Origin of the sequence: Microbispora sp. NBC_01389 (assembly GCF_045040095.1) — a bacterium.
Taxonomy (GTDB): Bacteria; Actinomycetota; Actinomycetes; order Streptosporangiales; family Streptosporangiaceae; genus Microbispora.
Genome location: NZ_CP109552.1, coordinates 1,521,258 through 1,543,352, shown reverse-complemented (window position 1 = coordinate 1,543,352; position 22,095 = coordinate 1,521,258). Strand labels below are relative to the sequence as shown.

The 22,095-nt window shown below is 73.8% G+C and carries 23 protein-coding genes; 10 read left to right on the top strand and 13 right to left on the bottom strand.

Translation table 11 applies throughout. From position 1 onward, the window contains the following. Positions 1–19 precede the first annotated feature (19 nt). The 3 genes from OG344_RS06830 (at position 20) to OG344_RS06820 (ending at position 4,099) form a co-directional block, all read left to right on the top strand. Positions 20–631, top strand: a complete 612-nt coding sequence (locus tag OG344_RS06830; RefSeq protein ID WP_405087467.1) for a hypothetical protein — start codon at positions 20–22, stop codon at positions 629–631. A 342-nt stretch (positions 632–973) separates the two neighbouring features. Further along, a complete protein-coding gene (selA, locus tag OG344_RS06825) occupies positions 974–2,275 on the top strand; it encodes an L-seryl-tRNA(Sec) selenium transferase (protein WP_405087466.1) in 1,302 nt (433 codons plus the stop codon). Positions 2,276–2,329: 54 nt separating this feature from the next. Next, the gene (locus OG344_RS06820) at positions 2,330–4,099 is read left to right on the top strand and encodes a SelB C-terminal domain-containing protein (protein WP_405087465.1); all 1,770 of its coding nucleotides are present in this window, start codon (positions 2,330–2,332) and stop codon (positions 4,097–4,099) included. Here OG344_RS06820 and OG344_RS06815 read toward each other — a convergent pair. After that, positions 4,091–4,498: a PPOX class F420-dependent oxidoreductase gene (locus tag OG344_RS06815; protein WP_405087464.1), complete on the bottom strand. Its 408-nt coding sequence runs from the start codon at positions 4,496–4,498 to the stop codon at positions 4,091–4,093. The genes OG344_RS06820 and OG344_RS06815 overlap by 9 nt on opposite strands. 68 nt (positions 4,499–4,566) lie before the next feature. Between OG344_RS06815 and OG344_RS06810 the strand changes: the two genes are divergently transcribed. After that, entirely contained in the window at positions 4,567–5,223 is a 657-nt protein-coding gene (locus OG344_RS06810) for a TetR family transcriptional regulator (RefSeq protein WP_405087463.1), read from the top strand. After that, positions 5,220–6,134: an NADP-dependent oxidoreductase gene (locus OG344_RS06805; protein WP_405087462.1), complete on the top strand. Its 915-nt coding sequence runs from the start codon at positions 5,220–5,222 to the stop codon at positions 6,132–6,134. The genes OG344_RS06810 and OG344_RS06805 overlap by 4 nt, the downstream gene beginning before the upstream one ends. Positions 6,135–6,146: 12 nt before the next feature. Here OG344_RS06805 and OG344_RS06800 read toward each other — a convergent pair whose 3' ends face one another. Together OG344_RS06800 and OG344_RS06795 are read right to left on the bottom strand one after the other, a co-directional pair. Beyond that, positions 6,147–7,442: a cryptochrome/photolyase family protein gene (locus OG344_RS06800; RefSeq protein WP_405087461.1), complete on the bottom strand. Its 1,296-nt coding sequence runs from the start codon at positions 7,440–7,442 to the stop codon at positions 6,147–6,149. A 69-nt stretch (positions 7,443–7,511) separates the two neighbouring features. Then, positions 7,512–8,123 (bottom strand): DUF998 domain-containing protein, encoded by a 612-nt coding sequence (locus OG344_RS06795; RefSeq protein ID WP_405087460.1) that lies wholly within the window; start codon positions 8,121–8,123, stop codon positions 7,512–7,514. A gap of 622 nt (positions 8,124–8,745) precedes the next feature. Here OG344_RS06795 and OG344_RS06790 point away from each other — a divergent pair. The 5 genes from OG344_RS06790 (at position 8,746) to OG344_RS06770 (ending at position 14,981) form a co-directional block, all read left to right on the top strand. After that, on the top strand, positions 8,746–11,250 hold the full coding sequence (locus tag OG344_RS06790; protein ID WP_405087459.1) for a hypothetical protein: 2,505 nt from the start codon (positions 8,746–8,748) through the stop codon (positions 11,248–11,250). Positions 11,251–11,311: 61 nt separating this feature from the next. Then, positions 11,312–12,292, top strand: coding sequence for a MinD/ParA family protein (locus OG344_RS06785; protein ID WP_405087458.1), 981 nt, complete (start codon positions 11,312–11,314; stop codon positions 12,290–12,292). Continuing rightward, complete coding sequence (locus OG344_RS06780) at positions 12,292–13,044, top strand: hypothetical protein (RefSeq protein WP_327048442.1); 753 nt, start codon at positions 12,292–12,294, stop codon at positions 13,042–13,044. Before OG344_RS06785 ends, OG344_RS06780 begins: the two co-directional genes overlap by 1 nt. A 16-nt stretch (positions 13,045–13,060) precedes the next feature. Further along, positions 13,061–14,686 (top strand): hypothetical protein, encoded by a 1,626-nt coding sequence (locus tag OG344_RS06775; protein ID WP_405087457.1) that lies wholly within the window; start codon positions 13,061–13,063, stop codon positions 14,684–14,686. 55 nt (positions 14,687–14,741) lie between these two features. Continuing rightward, complete coding sequence (locus OG344_RS06770) at positions 14,742–14,981, top strand: CDGSH iron-sulfur domain-containing protein (RefSeq protein ID WP_405087456.1); 240 nt, start codon at positions 14,742–14,744, stop codon at positions 14,979–14,981. Between the two features lie 88 nt (positions 14,982–15,069). Here the strand turns inward: OG344_RS06770 and OG344_RS06765 are convergent, their stop codons facing one another. The 10 genes from OG344_RS06765 to gvpJ all read right to left on the bottom strand — a co-directional run bounded on the left by OG344_RS06765 (position 15,070) and on the right by gvpJ (position 22,056). Beyond that, complete coding sequence (locus OG344_RS06765; RefSeq protein ID WP_405087455.1) at positions 15,070–17,109, bottom strand: iron-containing redox enzyme family protein; 2,040 nt, start codon at positions 17,107–17,109, stop codon at positions 15,070–15,072. Beyond that, entirely contained in the window at positions 17,109–17,849 is a 741-nt protein-coding gene (locus tag OG344_RS06760; protein WP_405087454.1) for a class I SAM-dependent DNA methyltransferase, read from the bottom strand. The genes OG344_RS06765 and OG344_RS06760 overlap by 1 nt, the downstream gene beginning before the upstream one ends. A gap of 129 nt (positions 17,850–17,978) precedes the next feature. Then, entirely contained in the window at positions 17,979–18,443 is a 465-nt protein-coding gene (locus OG344_RS06755; RefSeq protein ID WP_405087453.1) for a gas vesicle protein K, read from the bottom strand. Beyond that, positions 18,424–18,750, bottom strand: coding sequence for a gas vesicle protein (locus OG344_RS06750; protein ID WP_405087452.1), 327 nt, complete (start codon positions 18,748–18,750; stop codon positions 18,424–18,426). Before OG344_RS06750 ends, OG344_RS06755 begins: the two co-directional genes overlap by 20 nt. Next, on the bottom strand, positions 18,747–19,763 hold the full coding sequence (locus tag OG344_RS06745; protein WP_405087451.1) for a GvpL/GvpF family gas vesicle protein: 1,017 nt from the start codon (positions 19,761–19,763) through the stop codon (positions 18,747–18,749). Before OG344_RS06745 ends, OG344_RS06750 begins: the two co-directional genes overlap by 4 nt. Next, the gene (locus OG344_RS06740) at positions 19,756–20,259 is read right to left on the bottom strand and encodes a gas vesicle protein (protein ID WP_405087450.1); all 504 of its coding nucleotides are present in this window, start codon (positions 20,257–20,259) and stop codon (positions 19,756–19,758) included. Before OG344_RS06740 ends, OG344_RS06745 begins: the two co-directional genes overlap by 8 nt. Next, the gene (gene gvpO, locus OG344_RS06735) at positions 20,256–20,585 is read right to left on the bottom strand and encodes a gas vesicle protein GvpO (protein WP_405087449.1); all 330 of its coding nucleotides are present in this window, start codon (positions 20,583–20,585) and stop codon (positions 20,256–20,258) included. The genes OG344_RS06740 and gvpO overlap by 4 nt, the downstream gene beginning before the upstream one ends. A gap of 6 nt (positions 20,586–20,591) precedes the next feature. Beyond that, positions 20,592–20,825, bottom strand: coding sequence for a gas vesicle protein GvpG (locus OG344_RS06730; protein WP_327048432.1), 234 nt, complete (start codon positions 20,823–20,825; stop codon positions 20,592–20,594). Between the two features lie 27 nt (positions 20,826–20,852). Then, positions 20,853–21,641 carry a GvpL/GvpF family gas vesicle protein gene (locus OG344_RS06725; RefSeq protein WP_405087448.1) on the bottom strand — a complete coding sequence of 263 codons (789 nt, stop codon included), beginning with the start codon at positions 21,639–21,641 and terminating at the stop codon, positions 20,853–20,855. 1 nt (position 21,642) lies between these two features. Then, entirely contained in the window at positions 21,643–22,056 is a 414-nt protein-coding gene (gvpJ, locus tag OG344_RS06720) for a gas vesicle protein GvpJ (RefSeq protein WP_405087447.1), read from the bottom strand. Positions 22,057–22,095 lie beyond the last annotated feature (39 nt).

The following is a 22,095-nucleotide window of genomic DNA, read 5'->3' as shown; positions in this document are numbered from 1 at the left end:
CGATGGAGGCTCACGTCTGATGCTTCAGGCGCCGAATCGCCGGTGGCTACAGGTGAACTGCCCGGTCACGGTGCTGGTGATCTGCCCGGACAGGCGGACGGCTGACTGGGCGGCGGAGCCCATCGATACCAGCCTGCCCGGCTTCCAGCTGAAGTGCGGAGTGATCGGCCCGGCCGAGATTCCGCCAGTCACCAAAGTCGCACAGGCGGCAGAGCATCCGGAGTTGGCTGCATTGTCGGTGATGAGCCATGGTGACGACATCTCCGTGGTCAGGGCATTCATTTCCGCGCTGGAGTACCTCCCGGACGATCACGCTCCGCAATACTATGAATACGCTTACCGCTTGGCCTCTGAGGTTGCCCGACGTGTCATGGAGGAGATGATGGAGTCCACTACCTGGCCGGTCTACAGTCCTTTCGCCCGGCAACACTACGGCAGAGGCCGAGAGGAAGGCCGTGCGGAGGGTGAGGCAAGGGCGGTGCTGACCATCCTGGAGGTTCGGAACATCCCGGTCTCCGAGGATGACCGCACCTTCATCATGGAGTGCACGAATCTGGAGCGGCTTGACGAATGGGCGCGGCGGGCCGTCACTGCGACCTCGGTCGCGGATCTGTTCACCGAAGAGTCCTGATCGCGCTACGGGTGGGGGATGCGTTCGCCGTACCCCTGGTGCGGCAGCGCCTTCAGTCGTCGTGCGATGAGCGGGTTCTCCTGCCGGCCGTGTAGGCGGCGATCGCGACCAGAAGGGCCGCAACGATCTGGACGGTTGTGGGTGATCTCCCTCGACGCGCGCAGCACGAGTTCGGAGAGCCCCGCCGGGACGCCGGCCGTCCATGGGACTCCTTCCCTGGGCGGTCATCAGGAACTCGCGGACGACGACTCCGCTGTTACGGCCCGGACGGGAGATGAGCGTGACCGGCGGGGCCCGGGGGGTTCCGGCAATCCCGTGCCGGCGCGCGCAGTAGGTTGAAGTGTGGATCCACGGAGGCGGGTGCCGCGTACGGACGCCGTGCTGGCGGACCCCCGGCTGGCCGAGGCGGCCGGGCGGCTCGGCCGTGCGGTGGTGAAGGAGGCGGTCGTACGGGCGCAGCAGCGGGTGCGTGACGGCGAGATCGAGCCGGAGGACGTCGCCGAGGCGGCCCTGGCGGCGCTGCCGAGACACGCGGCGAGCCTGCGGCCGGTCCTCAACATGACCGGCGTGCTGCTCCACACGAACCTGGGCCGGGCCCCGCTGTCCCCGGCCGCCGTCGAGGCGGTGACGGTGGCGGCGGGGGCGACCGACGTCGAGTTCGACCTCGTCACCGGAGCGCGGGCCCGCCGTGGGCGCGGCGCGGCCGAGGCGCTGGCGCGTGCCGTGCCGGGCGCCGAGCACGTGCACGTGGTCAACAACAACGCCGCGGCCCTGGTCCTGGCCGCGACCGCGCTCGCCGCCGGCCGGGAGATCGTGATCAGCCGCGGTGAGCTGGTGGAGGTCGGCGACGGCTTCCGCATCCCCGACCTGCTCGTCTCCACCGGCGCGCGGCTGCGCGAGGTGGGCACGACCAACCGCACCACCCTGGCCGACTACCGGGAGGCGGTCGGCCCGCAGACGGGGTTCGTGCTCAAGGTCCACCCGTCGAACTTCCGGGTCGAGGGCTTCACCGGCGCCGTGGAGGTGGCCGAGCTGACCGGGCTGGGCGTTCCGGTGGTCGTCGACATCGGCTCCGGCCTGCTGGAACGCGATCCGCTGCTGCCCGAGGAGCCCGACGCGGCGAGCGTGCTGCGGGCCGGCGCCGACCTGGTCACCGCGAGCGGCGACAAGCTGCTCGGCGGCCCGCAGGCGGGCCTGCTGCTCGGCCGCCGTGACCTCGTCGAACGGCTCAGGCGGCACCCGCTCGCCCGCGCGCTGCGGGTGGACAAGCTGACGCTGGCCGCGCTGGAGGCGACGCTGCGCGGCCCCGCGACACCCGTACGGCAGGCCCTGCACGCCGACCCCCTCGCGTTGCGCGAGCGGGCCGAGGCGCTGGCGAAGGCGATGTGCCAGGCGGGCCTCGACGCCGACGCGGTGCCCGCCGAGGCGACCGTGGGCGGGGGCGGCGCTCCCGGCGTACGGCTGCCGAGCGTGGCGGTGAGCCTGCCGGAACGGCTCGCCGTACCGCTGCGGCGGGGCGAGCCCCCGGTGGTGGGGCGGGTCGAAGGAGGGCGGCTGCTGCTCGACCTGCGCACCGTGCCGCCGCAGCGTGACGGCGAGGTGCTCGACGCCGTGCTCCGTGCCGTGCTCGGCGCGGTCGGCTGATGCGCCGCCGGCCCGGGGCGAAGGCAAGGCCGCCGCGTGGCGAAGGAGGCGGGAATGCACGTCGTGGCCACGGCGGGGCACGTCGACCACGGTAAGTCGACGCTGGTGCGGGCGCTGACCGGGATGGAGCCCGACCGCCTGGAGGAGGAGCGGCGGCGCGGGCTCACGATCGAGCTCGGGTACGCCTGGACGGCCCTGCCCTCGGGAGAGCGGGTCGCCTTCGTCGACGTGCCCGGCCACGAGCGGTTCCTCGGCACGATGCTCGCGGGGGTCGGCCCGGTGCCCGCCGTGATGTTCGTCGTCGCCGCCGACGAGGGGTGGATGCCCCAGTCGGAGGAGCACCTGGTCGCGCTGCGCACCCTCGGCGTACGGCACGGCCTGCTCGTCGTGACCCGCGCGGACCTCGCCGACCCCGGCCCGGCGGCGAAGGACGCGGGCGGCCGTCTCACCGAGGCCGGTCTCCGTACGGGACCGTCGGGCGGAGCGGTGGAGACGCCGGCGGTGAGCGGGCGCACCGGCGAGGGCCTCGACGCGCTGTGCGCCGCCCTCGACCGGCTGGTGGCGGCGCTGCCCGCGCCCGATCCGGAGGCGCCGGTGCGGCTGTGGATCGACCGGGCGTTCAGCGTGCGCGGCAGCGGCACCGTCGTGACCGGCACGCTGCCCGCCGGCCGGGTCGAGGTCGGCGACGAGCTGGCCCTGGACGGCGAGCGGGTGCGGGTGCGCGGCCTGGAGTCGCTGAAGGAGCGGGCCGAGTCGGTCACCGGGGTGGCGAGGGTGGCGCTCAACCTGCGCGGGCGGGTCGCCGCGGACCGCGGGCACGCGCTCGTCACGCCCGGCGCCTGGACGGCGACCGGCCTGGCCGACGTGCGCGTGACGATGGCCGAGGGCGCGCGGGGGCCGCTGCCGGGGCGGCTCACCGCCCACATCGGCTCCGCGTCGGTGCCGTGCGAGGTCCGGCCGCTCGGCGCGGAGGCGGCGCGGCTGCGCCTGGCCCGGCCGCTGCCGCTCCACCTGGGCGACGTGCTGCTCCTGCGGGACCCCGGCCGGGGACAGGGCGAGCTCCGGGTGCTGGCCCGGGCGACGGTCCTCGACGTACGGCCGCCGGAGCTGCGGCGGCGGGGCGCGGCCCGGGAACGGGCGAGGGCGCTCGCGGAGGCGTCGGCCGACGCGGCGTCTCTTCTGCGCACGCATCCGCTGCTGCGCGAGAGCGAACTGGTCGCGATGGGCTGCCCGCCGCCGGGACGGCCGGTGACCGCGGACTGGCACGCCGGCCCCGGCCACTGGACCGGCCTGCTCGCCCGGCTGCCCGAGGTCGTGCGGCGCTACGCGGAGGCGCATCCGCTGGAGCCCGGGATGCCGCTGGAGGCCGCCCGCCACGAACTCGGCCTGCCCGACCGCAGGCTCGTGACCGCCCTCGTACGGCCCCCGCTGACCGTGGCGGACGGCCGGATCACGACCGGCCGGACGGCGGGGCTGCCCGCTCCCGTCGCCCGGGCGGTGCGGACCCTGCTGGACGGCCTTTCCGAGACGCCCTTCCAGGCGCCGGAGGCCGGGCGGCTGGCGGAGCTGGGCCTGGGGCCGCGCGAGCTCGCCGCCGCCGTACGCGCCGGGGCGCTGCTGCGGGTGGCCGACGGGGTGGTCCTCGCACCGGGCGCCGACGCCCGGGCGGCGGCGGTGCTGGCCCGGCTGCCGCAGCCGTTCACGGTCAGCCAGGCCAGGAGCGCGCTCGGCACCAGCCGCCGGGTGGCGGTCCCCCTGCTGGAACACCTCGACCGCCGGGGGTTCACCGAGCGCGTGGACGACGTCCACCGCCGGTCAGTGTGAGGGGACGTCGCGGGCGCCGGACGCCGGGTTGCCGGGGTCGACGCCGAAGCTGATGACACGCCGCGGGTGGACGCGGATGATCGGGCCCGGGAGGGGCGCCGCCGAGTCCGCCGGTTCGGCCAGGGCCTCGCCGTACCCGCGTATCTCCAGGCAGCGCACCTGCCAGGGATCGACGGACGGGACGTCGTCCACGACGAACGCGACCCTGCCGTTGGCCAGGACGTTGCGGAATTTGCGGCTCGCCGCCATGGCGCGCCCGGCGATGTCGATGGTCCGGAGCCCGGGGTTGTAGCGGAACCCGATCGGGCTCACCTGGAGCGTCCCGTTCGGCTGGAGCGTGGCCAGGCGGCCGATCCGCTGACCGCGGAGGTACTCGATCTCGCGCTCTGTGAAGATCATGGCGCCATTAAATCATGTGTTTGATTGACACTTGTCACTCAACTGAATGAATGGCTAGAGTGAGGCGCATGTCATCAGCACGACGCGCACCTCAGGAGCGCGGGCAGGCGGCCGAGAGGACCCGGGAGCGCATCCTGCGGGCGGCGGTCGAGGAGTTCGGCGCGAAGGGGTACGCGGGCGCCCGTACGGCTTCCATCGCCGAGCGCGCCGGGGTCAACCAGCAGCTCATCTCGTACTACTTCGGCGGCAAGCAGGGGCTCGTCGAAGAGCTGCGCCGCAGGTGGGCACGCGCGCAGGAGAGCGCGACGCCGCCGGGCGCGACGTACGCCGAGAGCGTGGCCGCCCATCTCGACGCGACCCTGGACAACCCGGACTGGTCCCGGCTGGTCATCTGGCAGGCCCTAGGCGACAGCCCGGCAGGCGCGGCCGACAGCACGGTCGGCGCGGGCGGCAGCCCGGCCGGGGACAAGGACGACGAGTGGGCGGCGGCGCAACGCACCCGGCTGCGCGAGGCGGTGGAACGGACCCGCACCCGGCAGGCGGAGGGGGAGATCACCGACGAGCTGGACGCCGAGTTCGTCCTGCTGGTCGCCTACGCCCTGACTTTCGCGCCCATCGCGCTGCCACGGGTGGTCGAAGGGATCGTCGGCGCCGATCCGCTGTCGAAGGAATACCGCAAGTGGGTCGTGGGACAGCTCGCGGCCATGACGAGGAGACGTTCATGAGCAGGACGGTCGTGTTCTCCGCCTACGGCGGTCCCGAGGTGTTGCGCGTCACCGACGTGGAGCCGGGCGAGCCGGGCCCTGGAGAGGTCAGGGTCCACGTGCGGGCGGCGGGCGTGCAGCCGTTCGACGCGCTGTTCCGCAGCGGGCAGGCCCGCTCCTACATCCCCGCGAGCTTCCCGCAGCGGCTGGGCAACGAGTTCGCGGGCGTGGTCGACGCCGTCGGCGAGGGCGTCGGCGGGGTGGCGGCCGGTGACGAGGTCGTCGGCTGGGCCATGCTCGCGTCGTACGCCGAGCACGTCGTCGTCCCCGTGGACCAGGTGGCCGCGAAGCCGGCCGCCATGCCGTGGCCGGAGGCCGGTGTCCTGTCGGCGTCCGGGCAGACCGCCGCGACCGCGCTGGAGCTGCTGCGCGTCGGCGCGGGCGACACCCTGCTCGTGCACGCGGCGGCCGGCGGAGTCGGCACGTTCGCCGTACAGCTCGCCAGGGCGGCCGGGGCGACGGTGGTCGGCACCGCGAGCGAGCGCAACCACGCCTATCTGCGCGAGCTCGGCGTGATCCCGGTGGCGTACGGCGAGGGGCTGGCCGGGAGGGTGCGCGACGCGGCCCCGGGCGGGGTGGACGCCGCGCTCGACGCGGCCGGGACCGTGGAGGCCCTGGAGGTCTCGGTGGAGCTCGTGGCCGACCGCACACGGGCGGGCACGATCGCCTACCAGCCGGCCGCCGACCGGTTGGGCGTGCGGCGGCTGAGCACCGAGCGCTCCGCGGCGCGGCTCGCCGGGCTCGTCACCCTGTGGGAGAAGGGTGAGCTGCGGGTGCGGATCCAGGAGGCCGTTCCGGTCGAGGAGGCGGCGCGCGCGCACCGGCTGATCGAGTCCGGCCACGTCACGGGCAAGCTCGTCCTGGTCTTCTGAGCCTCCGCCCGGTCAGGCGGTGAGCTCGCCGCCCAGGGGGGAGGCGGGGTAGCCGGGCACTCCGCCGCGGGCCTTCCACGGCTCGTGGACCAGGTTGTCCGGCAGGGACGCCAGCTCGGGGACGTACCGCCGCACGTACTCGCCCTCGGGGTCGAACTTCTTCGCCTGCCGCAGGGGGTTGAGCGTGCGGTAGGGCCGGGTGTCGTTGCCCGTCCCCGCCACCCACTGCCAGTTGCCGGAGTTGTTCGCCATGTCGCCGTCCACGAGCCACTCGCCGAAGTGCGCAAGCCCCGCGCGCCAGTCGATCCCGAGCCGCTTGGTCAGGTAGGAGCCGGTGATCAGCCGCACCCGGTTGTGCATCCACCCCTCGGCGCGTAGCTGCCGCATCCCCGCGTCGACGATCGGGACGCCCGTCGTGCCCTCCCGCCAGGCCGCCTCCGCCTCCTCGTCGCGCCGCCACTCCACGTCTCTGTCCCGGTAGTCGCGCCGGCCCATCTCCGGGAAGTCGCTGACGACCTGGTAGTGGAAGTCGCGCCAGCACAACTGCCTGACGTATTCCTCGCCGCCCGGCCTCCCGGCCGTGCGGTCGACGACCTCCGACGGCGACACGCAGCCGAAGTGGAGATAGGCGCTGAGCATCGAGGTGCGGCCCGCCATCCGGTCGCGGTCCTCGCCGTACGAGGCCAGCCCGTGGCGCACCCAGTGGTCGAGCCGCCGCCGTCCCTCGCTCTCCCCGCCGCGCACGATCCCGTACGGCTCCGGCGGCAGCTCGGGCAGCTCTCCGGGTTCGACGCCCGGCGGCAGGCGCAGCCGGTGGGGTGCGCCGAGCACCGGCCGGTGGGCCGTGCCCGACCAGGCCCGCCAGTAGGGCGAGAACACCCGATAGTGGTTCGACCCGGACGAGCCGGGGGTCAGCGCGCCGGGGGGCACCACGGTCACTCCGGGAAAGAGCCGGAACTCCAGCCGGTGGGTCTCGCACTCCGCCGCGAGGCGCCGTTCCCGCCGCCGGGCCAGCGAACTGACGTCCTCACTCGCCCAGATCGCCGACGCACCCGCCTCGGTGGCCAGCCGTACGGCCTGGGCCACCGGATCGCCGTGCCGTACGGCGAGGTTCCCGCCGAGCGCCCGGAGAGACGACCGCAGGTCGTGGAGGCAGGCGTGCAGGAAGTCGCGGCGGTGCCGGGCCTCGATCGCGGGGTCGAGCACGAACAGCGGCACGACGTGCCTCGCCGACGCGCACGCCTCCGCCAGTGCGGGGTGGTCGTGGACCCGCAGATCCCGGTTGAACAGCACGACGACGGCCTCCACGCTCGTCTCTTCGTGGTCCCCGGCATCGATGGTTGCGGGAGCGCCCGGAATCGACGGAGATCGCGAAGATCAGCCGTGCAGGGTGCGTACGGCGAGAACCGCGAGCCAGGCCCAGCCGATGGTGACCGAGACGCGCTGGATCAGTCCGCCCAGATCGACGAGGCTCTCCTTCTGGGCGAAAGCGGCGCTCGCCAGCACCATCGTCGCGGCGAAGAGCAGACCGCTCGCGACGGAATAGATCGCCCACCCAGGCGTGCCCGACCAGGCGAACACGAAGCAGGCCGCGGTCAGCGCCGCGAACCCGGCGAGCGAGAAGAGATCATGCAGAACTCCCGGCCGGGTGTTGGACTCGGGCAGGTCGGGGGTTCCGGGGGGATAACCGCTCACCGGATCCGTACGGAAGATCCCCCCACAGAGCAGGCCGATCGCCCACACGCCGACCAGCAGTGCACCCCAGTGCGAGGGTCCGGCACGCCAGAGGCCGACGGCGAAGGCCAGGGAAAGCAGGCTCCCGACCATGAAATTGGTGGTCTGGGTCCATCCGCGGTCGCCGATGGCGAGGGAGCTGACCGGATGGCGTAACGGCCTGTAGTGGGCGCGCAGGGCGCCTTCCGTGAGGTACGCGACGGTGAAGAGGGGGCCCGCGACCAGCCCGCAGGTGAGCAGCAGTCGATCAAGCATGGTGTCAACGTAGACTGACAAGGACCGGCTGTCAATCTGGACTGACACGTGTCGGGCCGCCTTGCGCCGGGAAATCGCCGAGATCGCGTTTCCGTTGGTCTTCGGCGGCCGTTCCGGGCGACCGTGGCGGGCGGTGCCGGACGGAGGTGGTGCGGGGGCGCGCCGTAATACCGAGAAAGCATGAAAGGCAGATTATTCCCCGGAAATATGAAGGTTATTCGCATCGGATGTGGCGATCAGATGACGGACTGTGGACGGTGCCGGAAATCATCCCCGGGCCGTGCGTGCGCGTGCGAAGAATGGGAAGGTACGTGCAGGTCATACAGGTTGTGCCGAGGGGAAGGGAAGACGTGTCGCGACTTCTCCGGACAAGCTGGGAGATAATAACGGGCATCTCTCCTGGACCCTTTTCGGATGGCCATATCGGTGTTATTTGCGGCTTATCCTCAACTGTAGATTGCTCGGGTTCTTTTCCTTCCCAACACATCCGAGTCAGTCTAAGATCTCGTTCTATGTATCGGTATGCATCGGATTTTCCCGCCGCGCAAGTGGAGCGCCTTGGCCGCGGTGATGCTCTGGCCGAACATGACGCAGTCGCCGTCCTCCACCCGAACCGGTGCGCATGAGCCCGCCCACCGGGGATGTGACGCTCGACCCCGGCCGGGGGATGGCATGGGTCGACGAGCACGGCGCTCATCTCGTGGACTACGCGTCCTACCATCTTGAGTCATCCGCAACGCTCACGGCGGTGACCGCCGCGATGCGGTCGTGCGCCGGCCGGGAGCGGCCCGGGAACGTGACAGACCGCGCCTGGCTGCTGTCCGCGCTGCGCCGGGAGTGCGCCACCGGGCCGGGGCCGGGCTTCCTGCCGGGCGCGGGTTCAGGAGGGCCGGACCCCCGTGCGGTGCGGCGCGCGTGGCGGCTGGCCGACCCCTTGGGCGCCGAGACGCTGCGCCTGCTCTACCGCCATGAACTCGGATTACGCGATCTCGTGCACGTGCTCGCCCTGCCCTCCAAGGAGGCCGGCCGGCTCGTCGCGCGCACGCAGGACGTGGTGGAGATCCTGGTGAGCGCGCTGGACGGCCTCGCCAGGGGCCGTCCCATCTGCCCGGAGCTCGCCCCGCTGGCCGCCGCCGTCTTTCCGGAGGAGAACAGCGAGGCCGCTGACTTCGGCGCCGCTCGTACGGCGCTGCTCACGCACATCGTGACCTGCGTGGTCTGCAAACGGCCCATCAACATCCGATACACCGTGCCGCAGGTGCTCTCCCGCCCGCCGGTGGCCGACCTCACCTCCGAGACGCGGCAGCGGCTCCTCGACGCACTCAACCGCCCCGCCCCCGCCCTGATCGCCCCCGCCCCGGTCGTACCCTTCCGCCGGGCCCCTGCCCCCACCGCACCCGCCCGGCCGTCGTCCCCACAGCCGTCGTCCCCACAGCCGTCGTCTGCCTGGCCGTCGTCCGCGCAGAGCGGGACCACTCGGTCGCCCGTGCCCGGCACGCCCACCCAGCGGTCTGCCACGCAGAGCACGCCCGTCCAGGCGCCGGCCACCCGTGGCACGCCCGGCCGGTCCGCGTCCGCCGATGTCGCACCGGCTCGGCCGGTGCCCGACCAGGACGTGTCCGACCAGGACGTGCCTGATCGGCCGGTGCCCGATGCACCGGTGGCGGACCCACCCGCGTCCGGGCAGGCGGCGTCGGCGGCGGCGGCGTCGTCGGCGCACCGTCCTCCGTCGTCCTTCGGAGTGCCGCTCACCGCGCCGGTGGGGACGGCCCCCGCCCCCCTCGCCCCCGCGACTTCCAAGGTGGTCCCGCCACAGGCCCCGGCCTCCCCGGTCATCCCCGGCAGCGAGCCGGAGGGTGGCCGTGACCTCCGGCGCGACTCCCAGCGTGACTCCGGGCCGGAACGGGGCGCCGGAGCGGCGCCGGAGCGACCGGTGCGGCCCTTCTCCCAGGAGGACACGCAGCCGAGCCTCGTACGGCCCCGAGGCGCGTCACGGCCATCCCGGCCGCCGGGTGCGGGACGGCCGCCGGGCCAGCCGGGCGGGTCGCGGTCCGGGACGTCCGCGCATGCCGCTCCTCCCGGAGCCGCCAAAGCCGGGGCGCCGGGCTCCCCGGGCGGGCCCGCCACGCCCCCGGGCCTGGACACCCCCCTGTACGACGCCCTGCTCTCGCAGATCAGGGCCAGGGAGGCGGCACCCGCCCCCGCGCCCGAGACGAGCGCGGCCCTCGTCCCCGCCCTGGCGTCGGCGCCGGTGGAAGACCTGGAGCGCTCCGCGCGCCCGGCGTCCGGCGTCCAGATCAGGATCGTCGCGATGCTCGCGCGGGTCCTCACGCTGCTGCGCGCGACCGCCGTACGGATCATCATCGTCGTGATCGCGGGAGCGGCGGGGACGGTGACCGGAATCAACCTCTTCGCCCCGGCTCCCCAGCCCAGGGGCGGGCCGCTGGAGGCGGGAATCACGCAGACGACGGCCGGTCCCGGAGCGGCCGGGGCGGGTGCCCCTCTCGGCGCGGGGACGGCGAACACCCCGGCGAACACCCCCGCGAGCATCGCGGTGGAGACCCCGGCGGCCGGAACGGGCGGCACGGGCGCCGGCGGCGACACCCCGGCGGACAAGGCGGCGGCAACGGACGGCACCGACTCGGACACCGGCTCCGGCGGTGACGTCTCGACGGACGGGGCGGCGGGAACCGACGGCAGCACGACCGGCGGCGCTTCGGACGGGGCCTCCGGCGGGCCGGAGACGACCGCGACCGCCTCTTCCGGAAACGGCTCGCAGGCGGGTGGGCAGCCCGCCCCCGCGGACACCCCGGCCTCTCCGGCCGCCGTGCTGATGGGCTCGTGGGGGATCCAGGCGCCGTCCGTCATCACGCTCGACGCCTTCGGCAGAGGCACGATCTCTCTCTCGACGACCGCCGGCAAAGCGGTGAAATGGCGGATTTCGGCTCCCGGCCTGTCGGTCGCGCCGTCCAGTGGAACGCTCAAGCCCCAGCACACCGCCGTGCTCACCGTGCGTGCGCTGCGGGTCCGTTACTGGTGCGGGGTCCCCGCGCCGACGACGACGCCGCTCGTCATGCACGGCCCGAAGGGCGAACGCACCGCCACCGTGCGATGGAGCACCTGTTGACGATGGAACACCTGCTGACCGCCTCCCCGTTCCCCCTCGTTCTCGGTGAAAGGACCCGACCATGACCGAGATCCGCACCTCGGCGCCGACACCACCCGAGCAGTTTCCGGACAGCGTGCCCCTCACGGCCGAGCACCTGCTCATCAACCGCCGTGTCGAACCCACCGGCGGCTGGCGGCGGATCGTCTACCAACTCTCCGGTGGCCGGATCAACCCGTCTGAGTCGGCGGCGGAGCTGGAGCGCCGTACGCTGATCGCCCAGGCGCAGACTCCCGTGGCCAGCGGTCACCACCGGATCGCGGTGATGAGCCTCAAGGGCGGTGTGGGGAAGACCACGACGACGGCGGCGCTGGGCAACACGCTCGCCTCCCTGCGCGGCGACCGGGTGATCGCGATCGACGCGAACCCGGACCGGGGCACGCTCGGCATCAAGGTCAAGTCGGAGACCGCGGCGACGATAAGGACACTGCTGGCCGAGGCGCCGCACATCGTCCGGTACGCCGACGCCCGCGCGTTCACCTCGCAGTCGTCCGCGCGCCTTGAGGTCCTCGCCTCCGACACCGACCCGGCGGTGAGCGAGGCGTTCAACGCGGAGGACTACCGGACGGTCGCCAACCTGATCGAGCGTTACTACTCGATCTGCATCACCGACTGCGGCACCGGCCTCCTGCACGGCGCGATGGGGGCGACGCTGGAGCTCGCCGACCAGATCGTGCTGGTCACCATGGTGGCGGTGGACGGAGCCAGCTCGGCCGCGGCGACCCTCGACTGGCTCACCGCCCACGGCCACGGACACCTCGTCCGGAACGCCATCGTGGTGCTGAACGCGGTCGAACCCAAGTCACACGTCGACGTGGACCTGCTCGAACGCCACTTCTCCGGTCGGTGCCGCACGGTGGTGCGGGTGCCGTTCGACCCGCACCTCAAAGAGGGCGCGGAGGTCGACCTGACCCGGCTGCGGCCCACCACGCGCGGCGCCTACCTGCGCCTGGCCGCGGCGGCGGGGCAGGCGTTCGGACAGCGGCCGGACCGGGGCAACTAGTGGGACAGATCTTCCCCGAGCCGGAGCTCGACTGGGATCTCGGACCACCCCGGCGGTGGGACCCCCGGCACCTGATCGTCGTGATCGCGGGGGTCGTCACCGTCGTCGCGGTGGCGGTGATCGTGCTGCAGACCCGGGACGCCGATCCGCCGGCCACGCCGGCCCGGGCGGTCGCCCCGGCCGTCGCCCTGGCGATGCCCAGCGACCACGAAGGCGACGGAGGCTATCCGGTCGGTTTCCCCCGGACCGAGCTCGGCGCGGCGTCCGCTGCGGCGGCCGCCCTGGAGGCCGCCTGGACGCTCGACGTCGGCCAGGCCGAGCAGGCCGCCGCGCTGTACGCGCCGCCGGACCAGCAGAAGGCGGCGCGCGACGGCGCGCGCGAGGCCGTACGCGGCTGGCGCGAGACCCTCGGCCTTCCCGTCGAGGGCGACCTCCCCGCGGGGGCGGCCCTGCGGACCCAGACGATCGGCGTGCAGTGGAACGTCCGCTCCGACGACCAGGTCCAGGTGTCGGTCCTGGTCAAGGTGACGGCGACCACGGGCGCCGGCGGCAACGGCCCCGTCTACTCCAGCCCGTACGCGATGAGCCTGCTCATGGCGTGGGCGCCCGACATGCGTGGCACGAACAAGGGCGACTGGGTGAACATTCCCGATCCCACGCCTCCGTCGGTGCCCGCAGCCGCTCTCCCGGGGACGCCCGAGTTCGCCGCGGCGGGCTGGAAGTCCCTCGTCGATCCCCGGCCCACCCCCTAGATCGAGGTTGAGCCTCATGCCCCCCCGAATTTCTCCTCGACGCGCCAAACTGGTCTCCGGCCTGCTCCTGGCCGCGGTCTCCGCCACGGCCGGCGCCGTCGCCGCGCAACCCTGGACCGCCGTGGCGGAGCCCGGCCACGGCTCCTCTTCGGACGGATCCATCCCCCTCGACCTCGCCGCCGGACACGCGGACGACTCCGCCGACCGGCCCGACGACGGCGCGTCCGGCGCCCGGGAAGCCTCCGCCGCGGATTCGGGCGGCGGTTCGCGTCACACGGCGTCCGCGAGCGGATCGGATGGCGGTGCGCGTGCGGCGGCGTCGCACGGCGATTCCGCCCCCCGCGCCGGTCGCGAGTCCGCGCCCGCCGGCGGAGGGGCGCGGATGGCACGCAGCGCGGCCTCCGGGGGCGACTCCGGAAGCGACTCCGGCTCCGGAGCCCCCCGCCTCGCCGCCGGCACCTCGGCCGGCTCTTCCGGCAAGGGCGGCACGTCCCACCATTCCTCCGGTGGTTCCCACCGGTCGTCGGGCGGGTCCGGCGGCGACTCGCGGGAGGCCGCCGACACTTCCGCGCACCCGTCGGGCCGCGGATCCGGCGGAGACCCCGCCGGGGCTCGTACGGCCGACGGCTCACGCCCCGCTCGCGTCTCCAAGCACGGCGGATCCGGCGGGAGCGGCGCGCCCGCGCCGTCCGGATCCGGGCAGCCCGTACCCACCGCGAGCGGCGCTCCCACGGAGACGGCGACGCCCGTTCCGACCGATCAGGAGACTCCGGCTCCGCACCCCGAGACGAGCCCGACGGCGGCTCCCCACGACACGGCGACGGCGACCCCGGCTCCGGACATCACGGTGACCCCCGCGCCCGTCCCGTCCCCCGAAACGAGCACGGCCCCCAGCACGGCGCCGAGTGCGGAGGCGTCGCCCACGCCCTCGCCGGCGGACACGGACAAACCGAAGGACAAGGACGAGCCGAAGGACAAGTCCGACGAGAAGCCCAAGTCCGACGACAAGTCCAAGTCCGACGACAAGTCGAAAGGCAAGCCGGCGAAGCCGCCCAAGGCGGCGCATCCCCCGAAGGCCGGTGGCAAGTCCGAGAGCAAGCCGCCCAAGGGGTCGCATCCGGTGCCAAAGCCGATCGTGACCACCACCGCGCCGCCGGCTGCCGCGGCCGAGCCGGCGCTGCCCCCGAGCGGTCAGACGGGAACGATTCCCCTGGCTCTCGGCGGGTCCGGGGCGGTGCCGCCACAGGCGGGCGACGCGCACCAGCCGTCGGCGCCGCTGGCGATCCCCGGCTACCTGCCGCTGCCGCCGCTCGTCTCCCACTCCCACGAGGACGGGTGTGGTCACGGCTACGCCGCGGGCTGCTGGAGCCTGGCGCCCTGGCGGAGCCGTACGTCCGGAGTCCCCCTGGGGATCGTACCGGGCGGGGCGGCGGAGAGCCCAGCGACGCCGCAGTGGGCGTTCGCCCCGCCGGGCGGGAAGATCTCGGTGCCCGGCCCCTCCGGCTCCGGTGTGCCCGGCCTGTTCACGGCTCCCCGGGCGGCGTTCGCCGGGGCGCAGGCGTTCGTCCAGGCCGGGTCGGTCGACGAACGGTCCGGGTGCTGGGCCTTCAGTCCTTCGGCGGTGTGCGCGCGAGCCGACTGAGCCAACCTGGAGGACCCGTGGGTTACCCCGTCGCCGTGCCGGGCACGGTGCTCACATGGAGCGCCATGCGGACGAGCAGGTCACGGCGGCGGTCACGGTGACGCCGTGCGAGGACGGCCCGCTGCTGGTCCGCGGGCCGTTCACGCTCACCACGCAGGACGGGCGGCGCATCGATCCGGGCAGGGCGACGGTGGCGTTGTGCCGCTGCGGCCGTTCCTCGGCCAAGCCGTTCTGCGACGGCTCGCACAAGGCCGTCGGGTTCCGCGCGACGAGCGAGCCCGACCCGGCCATCTGACCCCGGCCATCTGACCCCGGCCACCTGATCTGCCGGCCGTCCTCAGCGGGACACGGGCGGAGCGCCTGATCCGCCGTACGTCCCGTTTTCACGGGGACGCGAGTGGAGCGCGCGGCCCGGTCGCCCGGTGGCGCAGCCGCCGGGTCGAGTGCGCGGCCACCCGCAGGCGCCGCCCGGCGTAGGGGACGCCGCCGAACAGGACCCTGGCCGTGAGCGCCGCCCAGCTGCAGGTGGCACGTTCGAGCACCCACACCGGAGCGAACAGCGGGGCCGTGGCGGGGAAGACGCGGCGGCCCCCGGCCCGGCGGCGTCCGATCTCCGCCAGGCCGGCGACCGCCGCCGCGCCCGCCGCCACCAGTTCCGGGCGCCGTCGCCACAACGCCGCGCCCACGGCGGGCAGCACGGCCAGGAAGACCGCCATCCGCGCGGGCTGCGCGAGGTCGTCGTACGCCTGCCGGACGCGCTGCGACCAGAACCGCCGGGTGCCGGGCGGCAGGCGCCGGACGTACAGGTCGAGCGGGCACGCCTCCCGGCCGCCGTGGGCGCGGACGGTCCGGATGAGCTCCAGGTTCTCGAACAGCACGTCGCCGTCGTAGCCGCCCATCCGGGCGAAGAACGAGCGGCGTACGCCGAAGGTCCCGGGATAGTCGGCGCCGAGACCGCGGTTGAGCAGGGTGCGGGCGCTGTCCCAGCGGGCGTGCCACGGGAGCGGCTGGAAGTGGTTCTGCGGGCGGACCAGGTCGGCGTTCTTCAGCAGGGCGCTGACCCGGCCGAGCGCGGCGATCTCGTAGCGCACGTCGTCGTCGGCGATGATCACGTGCTCGTTCCGGGCTCTGCGCATGCCGGTGAGCACTCCCGCCACCTTGCCGTTGGCGACGTGGACGTCGTCGTCGGGCCGCAGGTGCTCGGCGATCTCCCGCCACAGCCGGGCGTGCCGTTCGAACAGCGGCGCCGGCGAGCCGTCGACGACGACGATCCGCGCGTGCCGCGACAGCCGGCGCAGATAGGCGGTCAGTTCCTCCAGGCCGGTGTCGTCCCGCCAGCGCAGCGGCAGCACGTAGTCGATCGGCGGCGCCGGTTCCGGCTCGTCCCGGGGCGGGTTTCCGAGCGGGTCCCGCAACGGCCTTCCGAGCGGGGCCTGGAGCGGGGTTCCGAGTGGCTGCCGGAGGGAGGACCGCCCGGCCTGCCACCGGCCCAGCAGTCGCTCGGCGAAGATCCGGTCGAGGGCGAGCGCGCAGGCGGCGCCGTACAGGATGTCCCCGGTCAGCCGGGGATGCTCGGCGGCGAACGCGCCGCACATGTCGTGCACGGCGATCTGCTCGTGTACGGCGTCGGCCTGCACGTGCTCCTCGAAGTAGCGGCGCGCGCCGGCGCCGCCGCCCAGCCGCCGCAGGCCCTGGCTGTAGCGGCGGTTGGGGGTCGACGAGGTCATCTCGAACGCCGCGAGGTGCCCGAGGAGCGCGCCCCGGTGGCGGCGGTGCAACCCGAACAGCGACATGACGTTGCCGACCGCGAGCGTCGCTCCGGGAACGCTGTCCAGGTAGGCGCCGTAGGAGTCGTCGAGGCCGAGTGCCCGCATGGTCGCGCGGAACAGTTCGGCGTGCATGCGCTCCGGGCTGCCCCCGCCGTACTCGTCGGCCTGGATCTCGACCAGCGCCGCCTTCGACCGGCCGAGCAGCCGCGGGATGCCCCACGTGTGCGGGTCGGCCTCCTTGAGCTGGTAGAGGGACCGGTGGACGACGAACTCGGCGAACCTGCCGAGATCGGCCCTGGTCCGCAGGTACGCCGAGAGCGAGGGACCCTGGTCGGCGGCGGCCAGGGCCGCCAGTGCCCGGGGCACCTCCTCCGGCGCGGGCGCGGGCGGGCGGGGCACGAGCCTGGCCAGCTCGGCCTCGAACCACCTCTCCAGGCGTTCCCGCAGCGCCAGCACCGACGGGTGCCACTCCCAGCGGTCGTCGACGCCGTCGAAGCCCTGATAGTGCAGCTCGTAACACACGAACAACGCGAGGTGGAGGTCCTCCTCGTCGCCGTACGCCTCGTCGGGCAGCGGGTCGAACAGGTGCGGCGGGCGGGTCAGCTCGCCGCGGAGCCGGTCGGTGATCGGGCCTCGTGGCGCGGGCAGGAGCATCAGCCCTCCAGGACGCGGTAGACGGACACGTGGGCGCGGCTGTCGTCGGTGAACGGCGTGCCCGACCAGTCGGCCCAGCGCCGTTCGCGCTCCATCCCGGCCAGCCGGGCCATGAGATCCAGCTCACACGGCCAGGCGTAGCGGTGGTTGGCCGGCAGCAGCCGCAGGCCGTTCGTGGTCATCCGCAGCTTCGTGGTGTGCATGAGCTGCTCGGCCGGGCACAGACGGGCGGCCTCGACGACCACCTCCTCCTCGGCGACCGACAGCAGGCGCAGCGACGTCAGGGCACGGAACGCCGCCGGGTCGGGCACCCACGCCTCGACCACGAACCGGCCGCCGGGCCGCAGATGGGCCGCCGCGTTGCGGAAGCACCGCACCTGGGCGTCCTGGGTGGGCAGCGCGAAGACGGTGTTGACGGCCAGCAGGACGAGCGAGAACACGCCCTCGACCCGGGCCTCGGAGAAGTCGCCCACGGTCACCGGGACGCGGTCGCCGCCCGGCTTGGCCCGCAGGATCTCCACCATCTCGGGGGAGCCGTCGACGCCCGCCACGGGGACGCCCCGGGCGGCGAGGGGGAGCGCCAGCCTGCCGGTGCCGATGCCGAATTCCAGCACCGGACCTCCCCCGGCCAGCCGGGAGATCGTCTCGACCACGGGCTCGACGGGCAGCCGCCGCGCTGTGTCGTCGTAGATGTCGGCGATCGTCCGCCCGTACGCGGACGCGTCAAACCATTCCCCCACGTGCTTCCCCCCACGTGTTCCCCCCCACGTGTTCCCCCCACCTGTTCCCCACGTGCCCCTCGGTCGCGCCGGCGGGTCCCCCGATCTCGTCCGCCTACCCTTCTGACCTGGTCATACACGTACGCGGACTCACGGGGTGTCCGTGGGCAGCAGCGTGCCGAGAGGGCCGAGATCGAGATTGAGGTCGGAGGGGGACAGGCCGAACCGCTCGCACAGCTCGGTCATCGCCTCCTCCAGGCGCATCAGCGTCAGGCCCAGCGTCTCGATCTGCTCGTCGGAAAGATCGCCCTGGTCCATCCGCCGCACGCACTGACGCTCCACAAGCTGGCGGATCAGCTCGACGAGCGTCAGCACGAGCCGGCTCAGGTCGCGCCGCACCGCCTCGGGATCGGTGTTGAGGCGCCAGGCGTCCGGCCCGGCGCGCGGGTTCCGGCTCCGCTCCCCGGCTTCGGCCGTCCCGGGCACGGCGCCCACCCGCCAGGGGCCCGCGGCGTTCGCCGAGCCGTTCGCCGGACCGCCTGCCGGGCTGTCCGCCGGGTCGTCGGCGAAGGCGTCCCACGGGCTCTTCCCGGCCTCACCACCCGTAGCGGTCATCTTCTCCCTCCCGATGTTCCGTGCGGAGGTGGTCGGCCTCCCGCCCTCTCTCCGCGTACGGCTGACCGAGCGGATCGAAGGGCTCGGTGCCGCGTACGGAGCCGAGCAGCGCCCGCAGGGAGATGCGGACGAGGTCGATGTCGGCGATCGACAGCACGATGTCACCGGCGATCACCACGCCGCCGGCGAGCAGCCGGTCGAGAATGTCGACGAGCGCCACGCGCTCGGGCGGCAGGCGGCCCTCGGCGGCGAGGACCCTGCCCGGCGACCGCTCCGGCGCGTACGGCGGCAGGCCGTCCGGGGTCACCGGACGCCTCCGTCCCGATCCGTCCCGAGCTCGATCATGGTGAACGAGTACGGCGCCCACGGGCCGGTGATCTCGACGTCCAGGAACCCGCCGCAGTGGGCGGCGACCACGGCGGCGAACTCCTCCTCGCGCGCCGGGTCCACGAGATAGGCGCCGTTCAGCAGCATCGACTCGCTCCTTCCGGACAGCCGGGGATCCTGCGGCCGGTGCCGGCGGCTCGCCACGGCGAGCCGCTCCAGCGCGGCGTGCAGTCCTTCCGCCCGCTCGGCGGCCGCGCGCCACAGGTCCTCCCTGCCCCGCAGGCTCTCCTTGCGGCGGCGGAGGTACGCCGCGCCGGGACCGCCGCCCTCCGGCTCGGCAGACGAGGCGCGGGCCGGGGACGGCGCGGACCGCTCCGGGGGAGTGGTCGCGGGCTGGGCCGTCTCGCGGCGCAGGTAGGCCTTGACGCCCCACTCCCGGCGCCCCGCCACGTGGGCGAGGATCTCGGCGAAGTCGTCGTGCCGCCGATCGAGCAGGGCACGCACCTGATCCTCGCCGGTGTAGACGGTCACGAGGCGCACGGGAGCGGCCGGCCCGGCCTCGGCCAGCGCCTCGACGACCGCGTGATGGGCGCGGGCGACCGCCTCCACCCAGTCGAGGTCCTCCAGGTGCCGCCGCAGCGGCTCCTCGCCGAACTCGTCGAGCGGCACGTCGCTGACATGGGCCACGAGACCACCCCGGGCGACCGGCCGCACCGCACCACCGCCCACACCTCGCAGATCGGCGCCCACCGCGCCGCCTTCCGAGCCGCCCCCCACGCCACCCACCACGCCGCCTTCCGAGCCGCCCGCGTCCGGGGCCTCGCCGCCGTGCTGGTCGTACGGCGTCGTGCCGGCGGGCGTCACCGCGTACAGGTAGACGCCATGTCCGGGTCCCTCGACAGGCCCCGCCCCGCCCGCGCCGCCGGCGCGCGGTGTGCCCGCCGGGCCGGGCGGCGGCGGCCGGGTCGCGTCGGCGGGAGCGTGGTCAGTCACGGTCGCGCTCCGTATCGCGCGGGGTGCCGCGCGGGCGCGCCGGCCGCCGGGCGGCGGAGGTTCCGGGCGCCCCACGGGTCGCGGCGGTTCCGGACGCGGTGTCCGCGTTGTCGCCGGGGCGCTCGTACCGGCTCTCGCCCGGTTCCAGCTCCGCCCGGTCCTCCCAGGCGAGCAGGCGCTCCTCGACCGCGGTGAGGCGTTCGCGGAGGCGGCGGTTCTCCTCGACCAGTTCCCGGTCCTTGCCGCTGAGCCACGGGTCGCGTTCCCACCAGTCGATGCCGATCTCCCGGGCGGTGTCGACCGAGGCGATGACCAGCCGCAGCTTGATCGTCAGCAGCTCGATGTCCAGCAGGTTCACCCGGATGTCGCCCGCGATCACGATGCCCCGGTCGAGCACCCGCTCCAGGATGTCGCCCAGGTTGGTCGACTCGCGGGGCATCGCGGACGGCGGCGCGTACGACTCCCGCAGCACGGGACGCGAGCGGGGATCGGTCATACGCCACCGCCGAACGCGCCCGTGCCGCGCCGGTAGGTCCGGGTGCGACGGTAGGACAGGAGGTCGCCGTCGTCGTCGACCTGCACCTCGTAGGTCGACAGCATGTCGCTGGAGGACGGGATCCTGCGGTCCTCGACGACCTCAACGTCGACCACCCAGCCGTCCTCCAGGGGTTCCACCAGCGTGATCCCCTCGGTGTCCTTGGAGGTCAGGTCGGCGATGTACCGCAGGCCGAGCCGACCGGCCGAGGCCGCGTTCAGCGGGCGCCGCCGGTGCGGCTCCTCCTCGGTGTCCTCGTCGAAGCGGTCTTTGCGCCGCGGAGGCACGGCACGTCACCCTCTCCGCGTGCCGCTCATGAGGCGCAGGATCTCCTCCACGGCCTGGGCCTCCTCCTCTTCGGAGATCTGTCCCGAGCGCCTGGCCTCCTCGACGGCCTCCAGCCGCCGCCGCACCGCCGCCGGGTCCTTCAGTTCGTGCTCGACCTGCTGCTGGATCAGCTCGGCCAGCCGGACGACTCCGTGGACCGGGGCGAGCGGCCAGGTGAACAACATACTGACCAGTCCCACGGCGGCCTCCCTTCGGATGGTGACGAGTCAGCTGATGACGAAGTCGTACGGCGCCATCGGCCCGAGCAGGCGGACCTCCACCCGGGCGCCCCACTCGCCGCGCAACTCCTCGACGGCCCGCTCGAAGTCGTCGCGGCGGTCGTTCTCCACGAGGAACGCCACGTGCGCGGCGTCGCGTTCGTGACTGGGCTCCCGGACGACCGCCCCCGCGGTGACGGGCTCGAACCGGTCGACGACCGCCTGCGTGTCGGCCTCCCGCTTGGCGGCGATGATGTGCGTGATCAGCTCGCCGAGCCGCATTCGTTCGCTCCGCGTCACCTCTTCGGGCAACTGCCTGATCCGGTCGCGCAGCTGCCTGGCCTCGGCGCTCTCCGACAGCACCTCGACCAGCACCGGCTGCTCGGCGTACCGCGCTTTGAGGACGTACTGCGCGCGGCCCTCGATCTGCTTGAGCGCCGCCGCGAACGAGTCGTGATGCGGGGCCAGCAGTTCCGCCACGACCGCCTCCGGCGTGGTCATCACGGCGCCGAACCGCAGGGGGAGCACGGGGACCTCGGCGGCGACGTCGTCGAGGAGCCGCTCGTGGGCCACGAGGTCCTGCGCCCGGCCGAGCGGGCGGTCCACGTCGACGTCGCTCACCAGCGCGGCGATCTCGCCGTGCCGGACGATCCTGACCTTGGCCGGGGGATCGCCCACTCCGAGGGCGTCCTCGGTCATCTCGACGTCCTCGGGGAGGATGCCGTAGACGTAGCACGCGACGTCCGGACGGGCCTCGGCGCGGTCGCCGGGTCCGGACTCCCTGATGGCGCGGGACATCTCAGTCCTCCTCCCGTCGCCGGCGGCGGGTCCGCGGGGCGGGTTCCTCGCCGTAGCTCGTCATGAGGTCCTGCAGCTTCTCCCCGGCCGCCTCCAGCACGCCCTGCGCGATGCCCTTGGACTTGCCGCGGGCGATGCTCTGCGGCGCCTCCGACAGGAGGTCGGGCAGTCCCTTCTGCTGGGACGCGATGTCGAGCCGGTTGACCGCCTCCGCGAAGCGGAGATAGGTGTCGACGCTCGCGACGACGACCCGCACGTCGATCGTCAGGATCTCGATCCCGACCAGTGACACCCGCACGTACGCGTCGATCACGAGGCCCTTGTCCAGGATCGTGTCGATCACGTCCGCCAGACCGGATCCCGACGACCGGCCCGGCAGCCCGCCGCCACCCGCTGGTGGAACGGCTATCGTCATGGGCACTCCCTCCTTTTGTCCGTGCCGTGGTCAGCTGTC

What these genes read in the sequence shown, in the direction of transcription:
- OG344_RS06830 (WP_405087467.1), top strand. Translation starts at nt 20, where the DNA reads ATGCTTCAGGCGCCGAATCGCCGGTGGCTACAGGTGAACTGCCCGGTC.
- OG344_RS06820 (WP_405087465.1), top strand. Translation starts at nt 2,330, where the DNA reads ATGCACGTCGTGGCCACGGCGGGGCACGTCGACCACGGTAAGTCGACG.
- OG344_RS06815 (WP_405087464.1), bottom strand. Translation starts at nt 4,498, where the DNA reads ATGATCTTCACAGAGCGCGAGATCGAGTACCTCCGCGGTCAGCGGATC.
- OG344_RS06810 (WP_405087463.1), top strand. Translation starts at nt 4,567, where the DNA reads ATGTCATCAGCACGACGCGCACCTCAGGAGCGCGGGCAGGCGGCCGAG.
- OG344_RS06805 (WP_405087462.1), top strand. Translation starts at nt 5,220, where the DNA reads ATGAGCAGGACGGTCGTGTTCTCCGCCTACGGCGGTCCCGAGGTGTTG.
- OG344_RS06795 (WP_405087460.1), bottom strand. Translation starts at nt 8,123, where the DNA reads ATGCTTGATCGACTGCTGCTCACCTGCGGGCTGGTCGCGGGCCCCCTC.
- OG344_RS06790 (WP_405087459.1), top strand. Translation starts at nt 8,746, where the DNA reads ATGAGCCCGCCCACCGGGGATGTGACGCTCGACCCCGGCCGGGGGATG.
- OG344_RS06785 (WP_405087458.1), top strand. Translation starts at nt 11,312, where the DNA reads ATGACCGAGATCCGCACCTCGGCGCCGACACCACCCGAGCAGTTTCCG.
- OG344_RS06775 (WP_405087457.1), top strand. Translation starts at nt 13,061, where the DNA reads ATGCCCCCCCGAATTTCTCCTCGACGCGCCAAACTGGTCTCCGGCCTG.
- OG344_RS06770 (WP_405087456.1), top strand. Translation starts at nt 14,742, where the DNA reads ATGGAGCGCCATGCGGACGAGCAGGTCACGGCGGCGGTCACGGTGACG.
- OG344_RS06765 (WP_405087455.1), bottom strand. Translation starts at nt 17,109, where the DNA reads ATGCTCCTGCCCGCGCCACGAGGCCCGATCACCGACCGGCTCCGCGGC.
- OG344_RS06755 (WP_405087453.1), bottom strand. Translation starts at nt 18,443, where the DNA reads ATGACCGCTACGGGTGGTGAGGCCGGGAAGAGCCCGTGGGACGCCTTC.
- OG344_RS06740 (WP_405087450.1), bottom strand. Translation starts at nt 20,259, where the DNA reads ATGACCGATCCCCGCTCGCGTCCCGTGCTGCGGGAGTCGTACGCGCCG.
- OG344_RS06725 (WP_405087448.1), bottom strand. Translation starts at nt 21,641, where the DNA reads ATGTCCCGCGCCATCAGGGAGTCCGGACCCGGCGACCGCGCCGAGGCC.
- gvpJ (WP_405087447.1), bottom strand. Translation starts at nt 22,056, where the DNA reads ATGACGATAGCCGTTCCACCAGCGGGTGGCGGCGGGCTGCCGGGCCGG.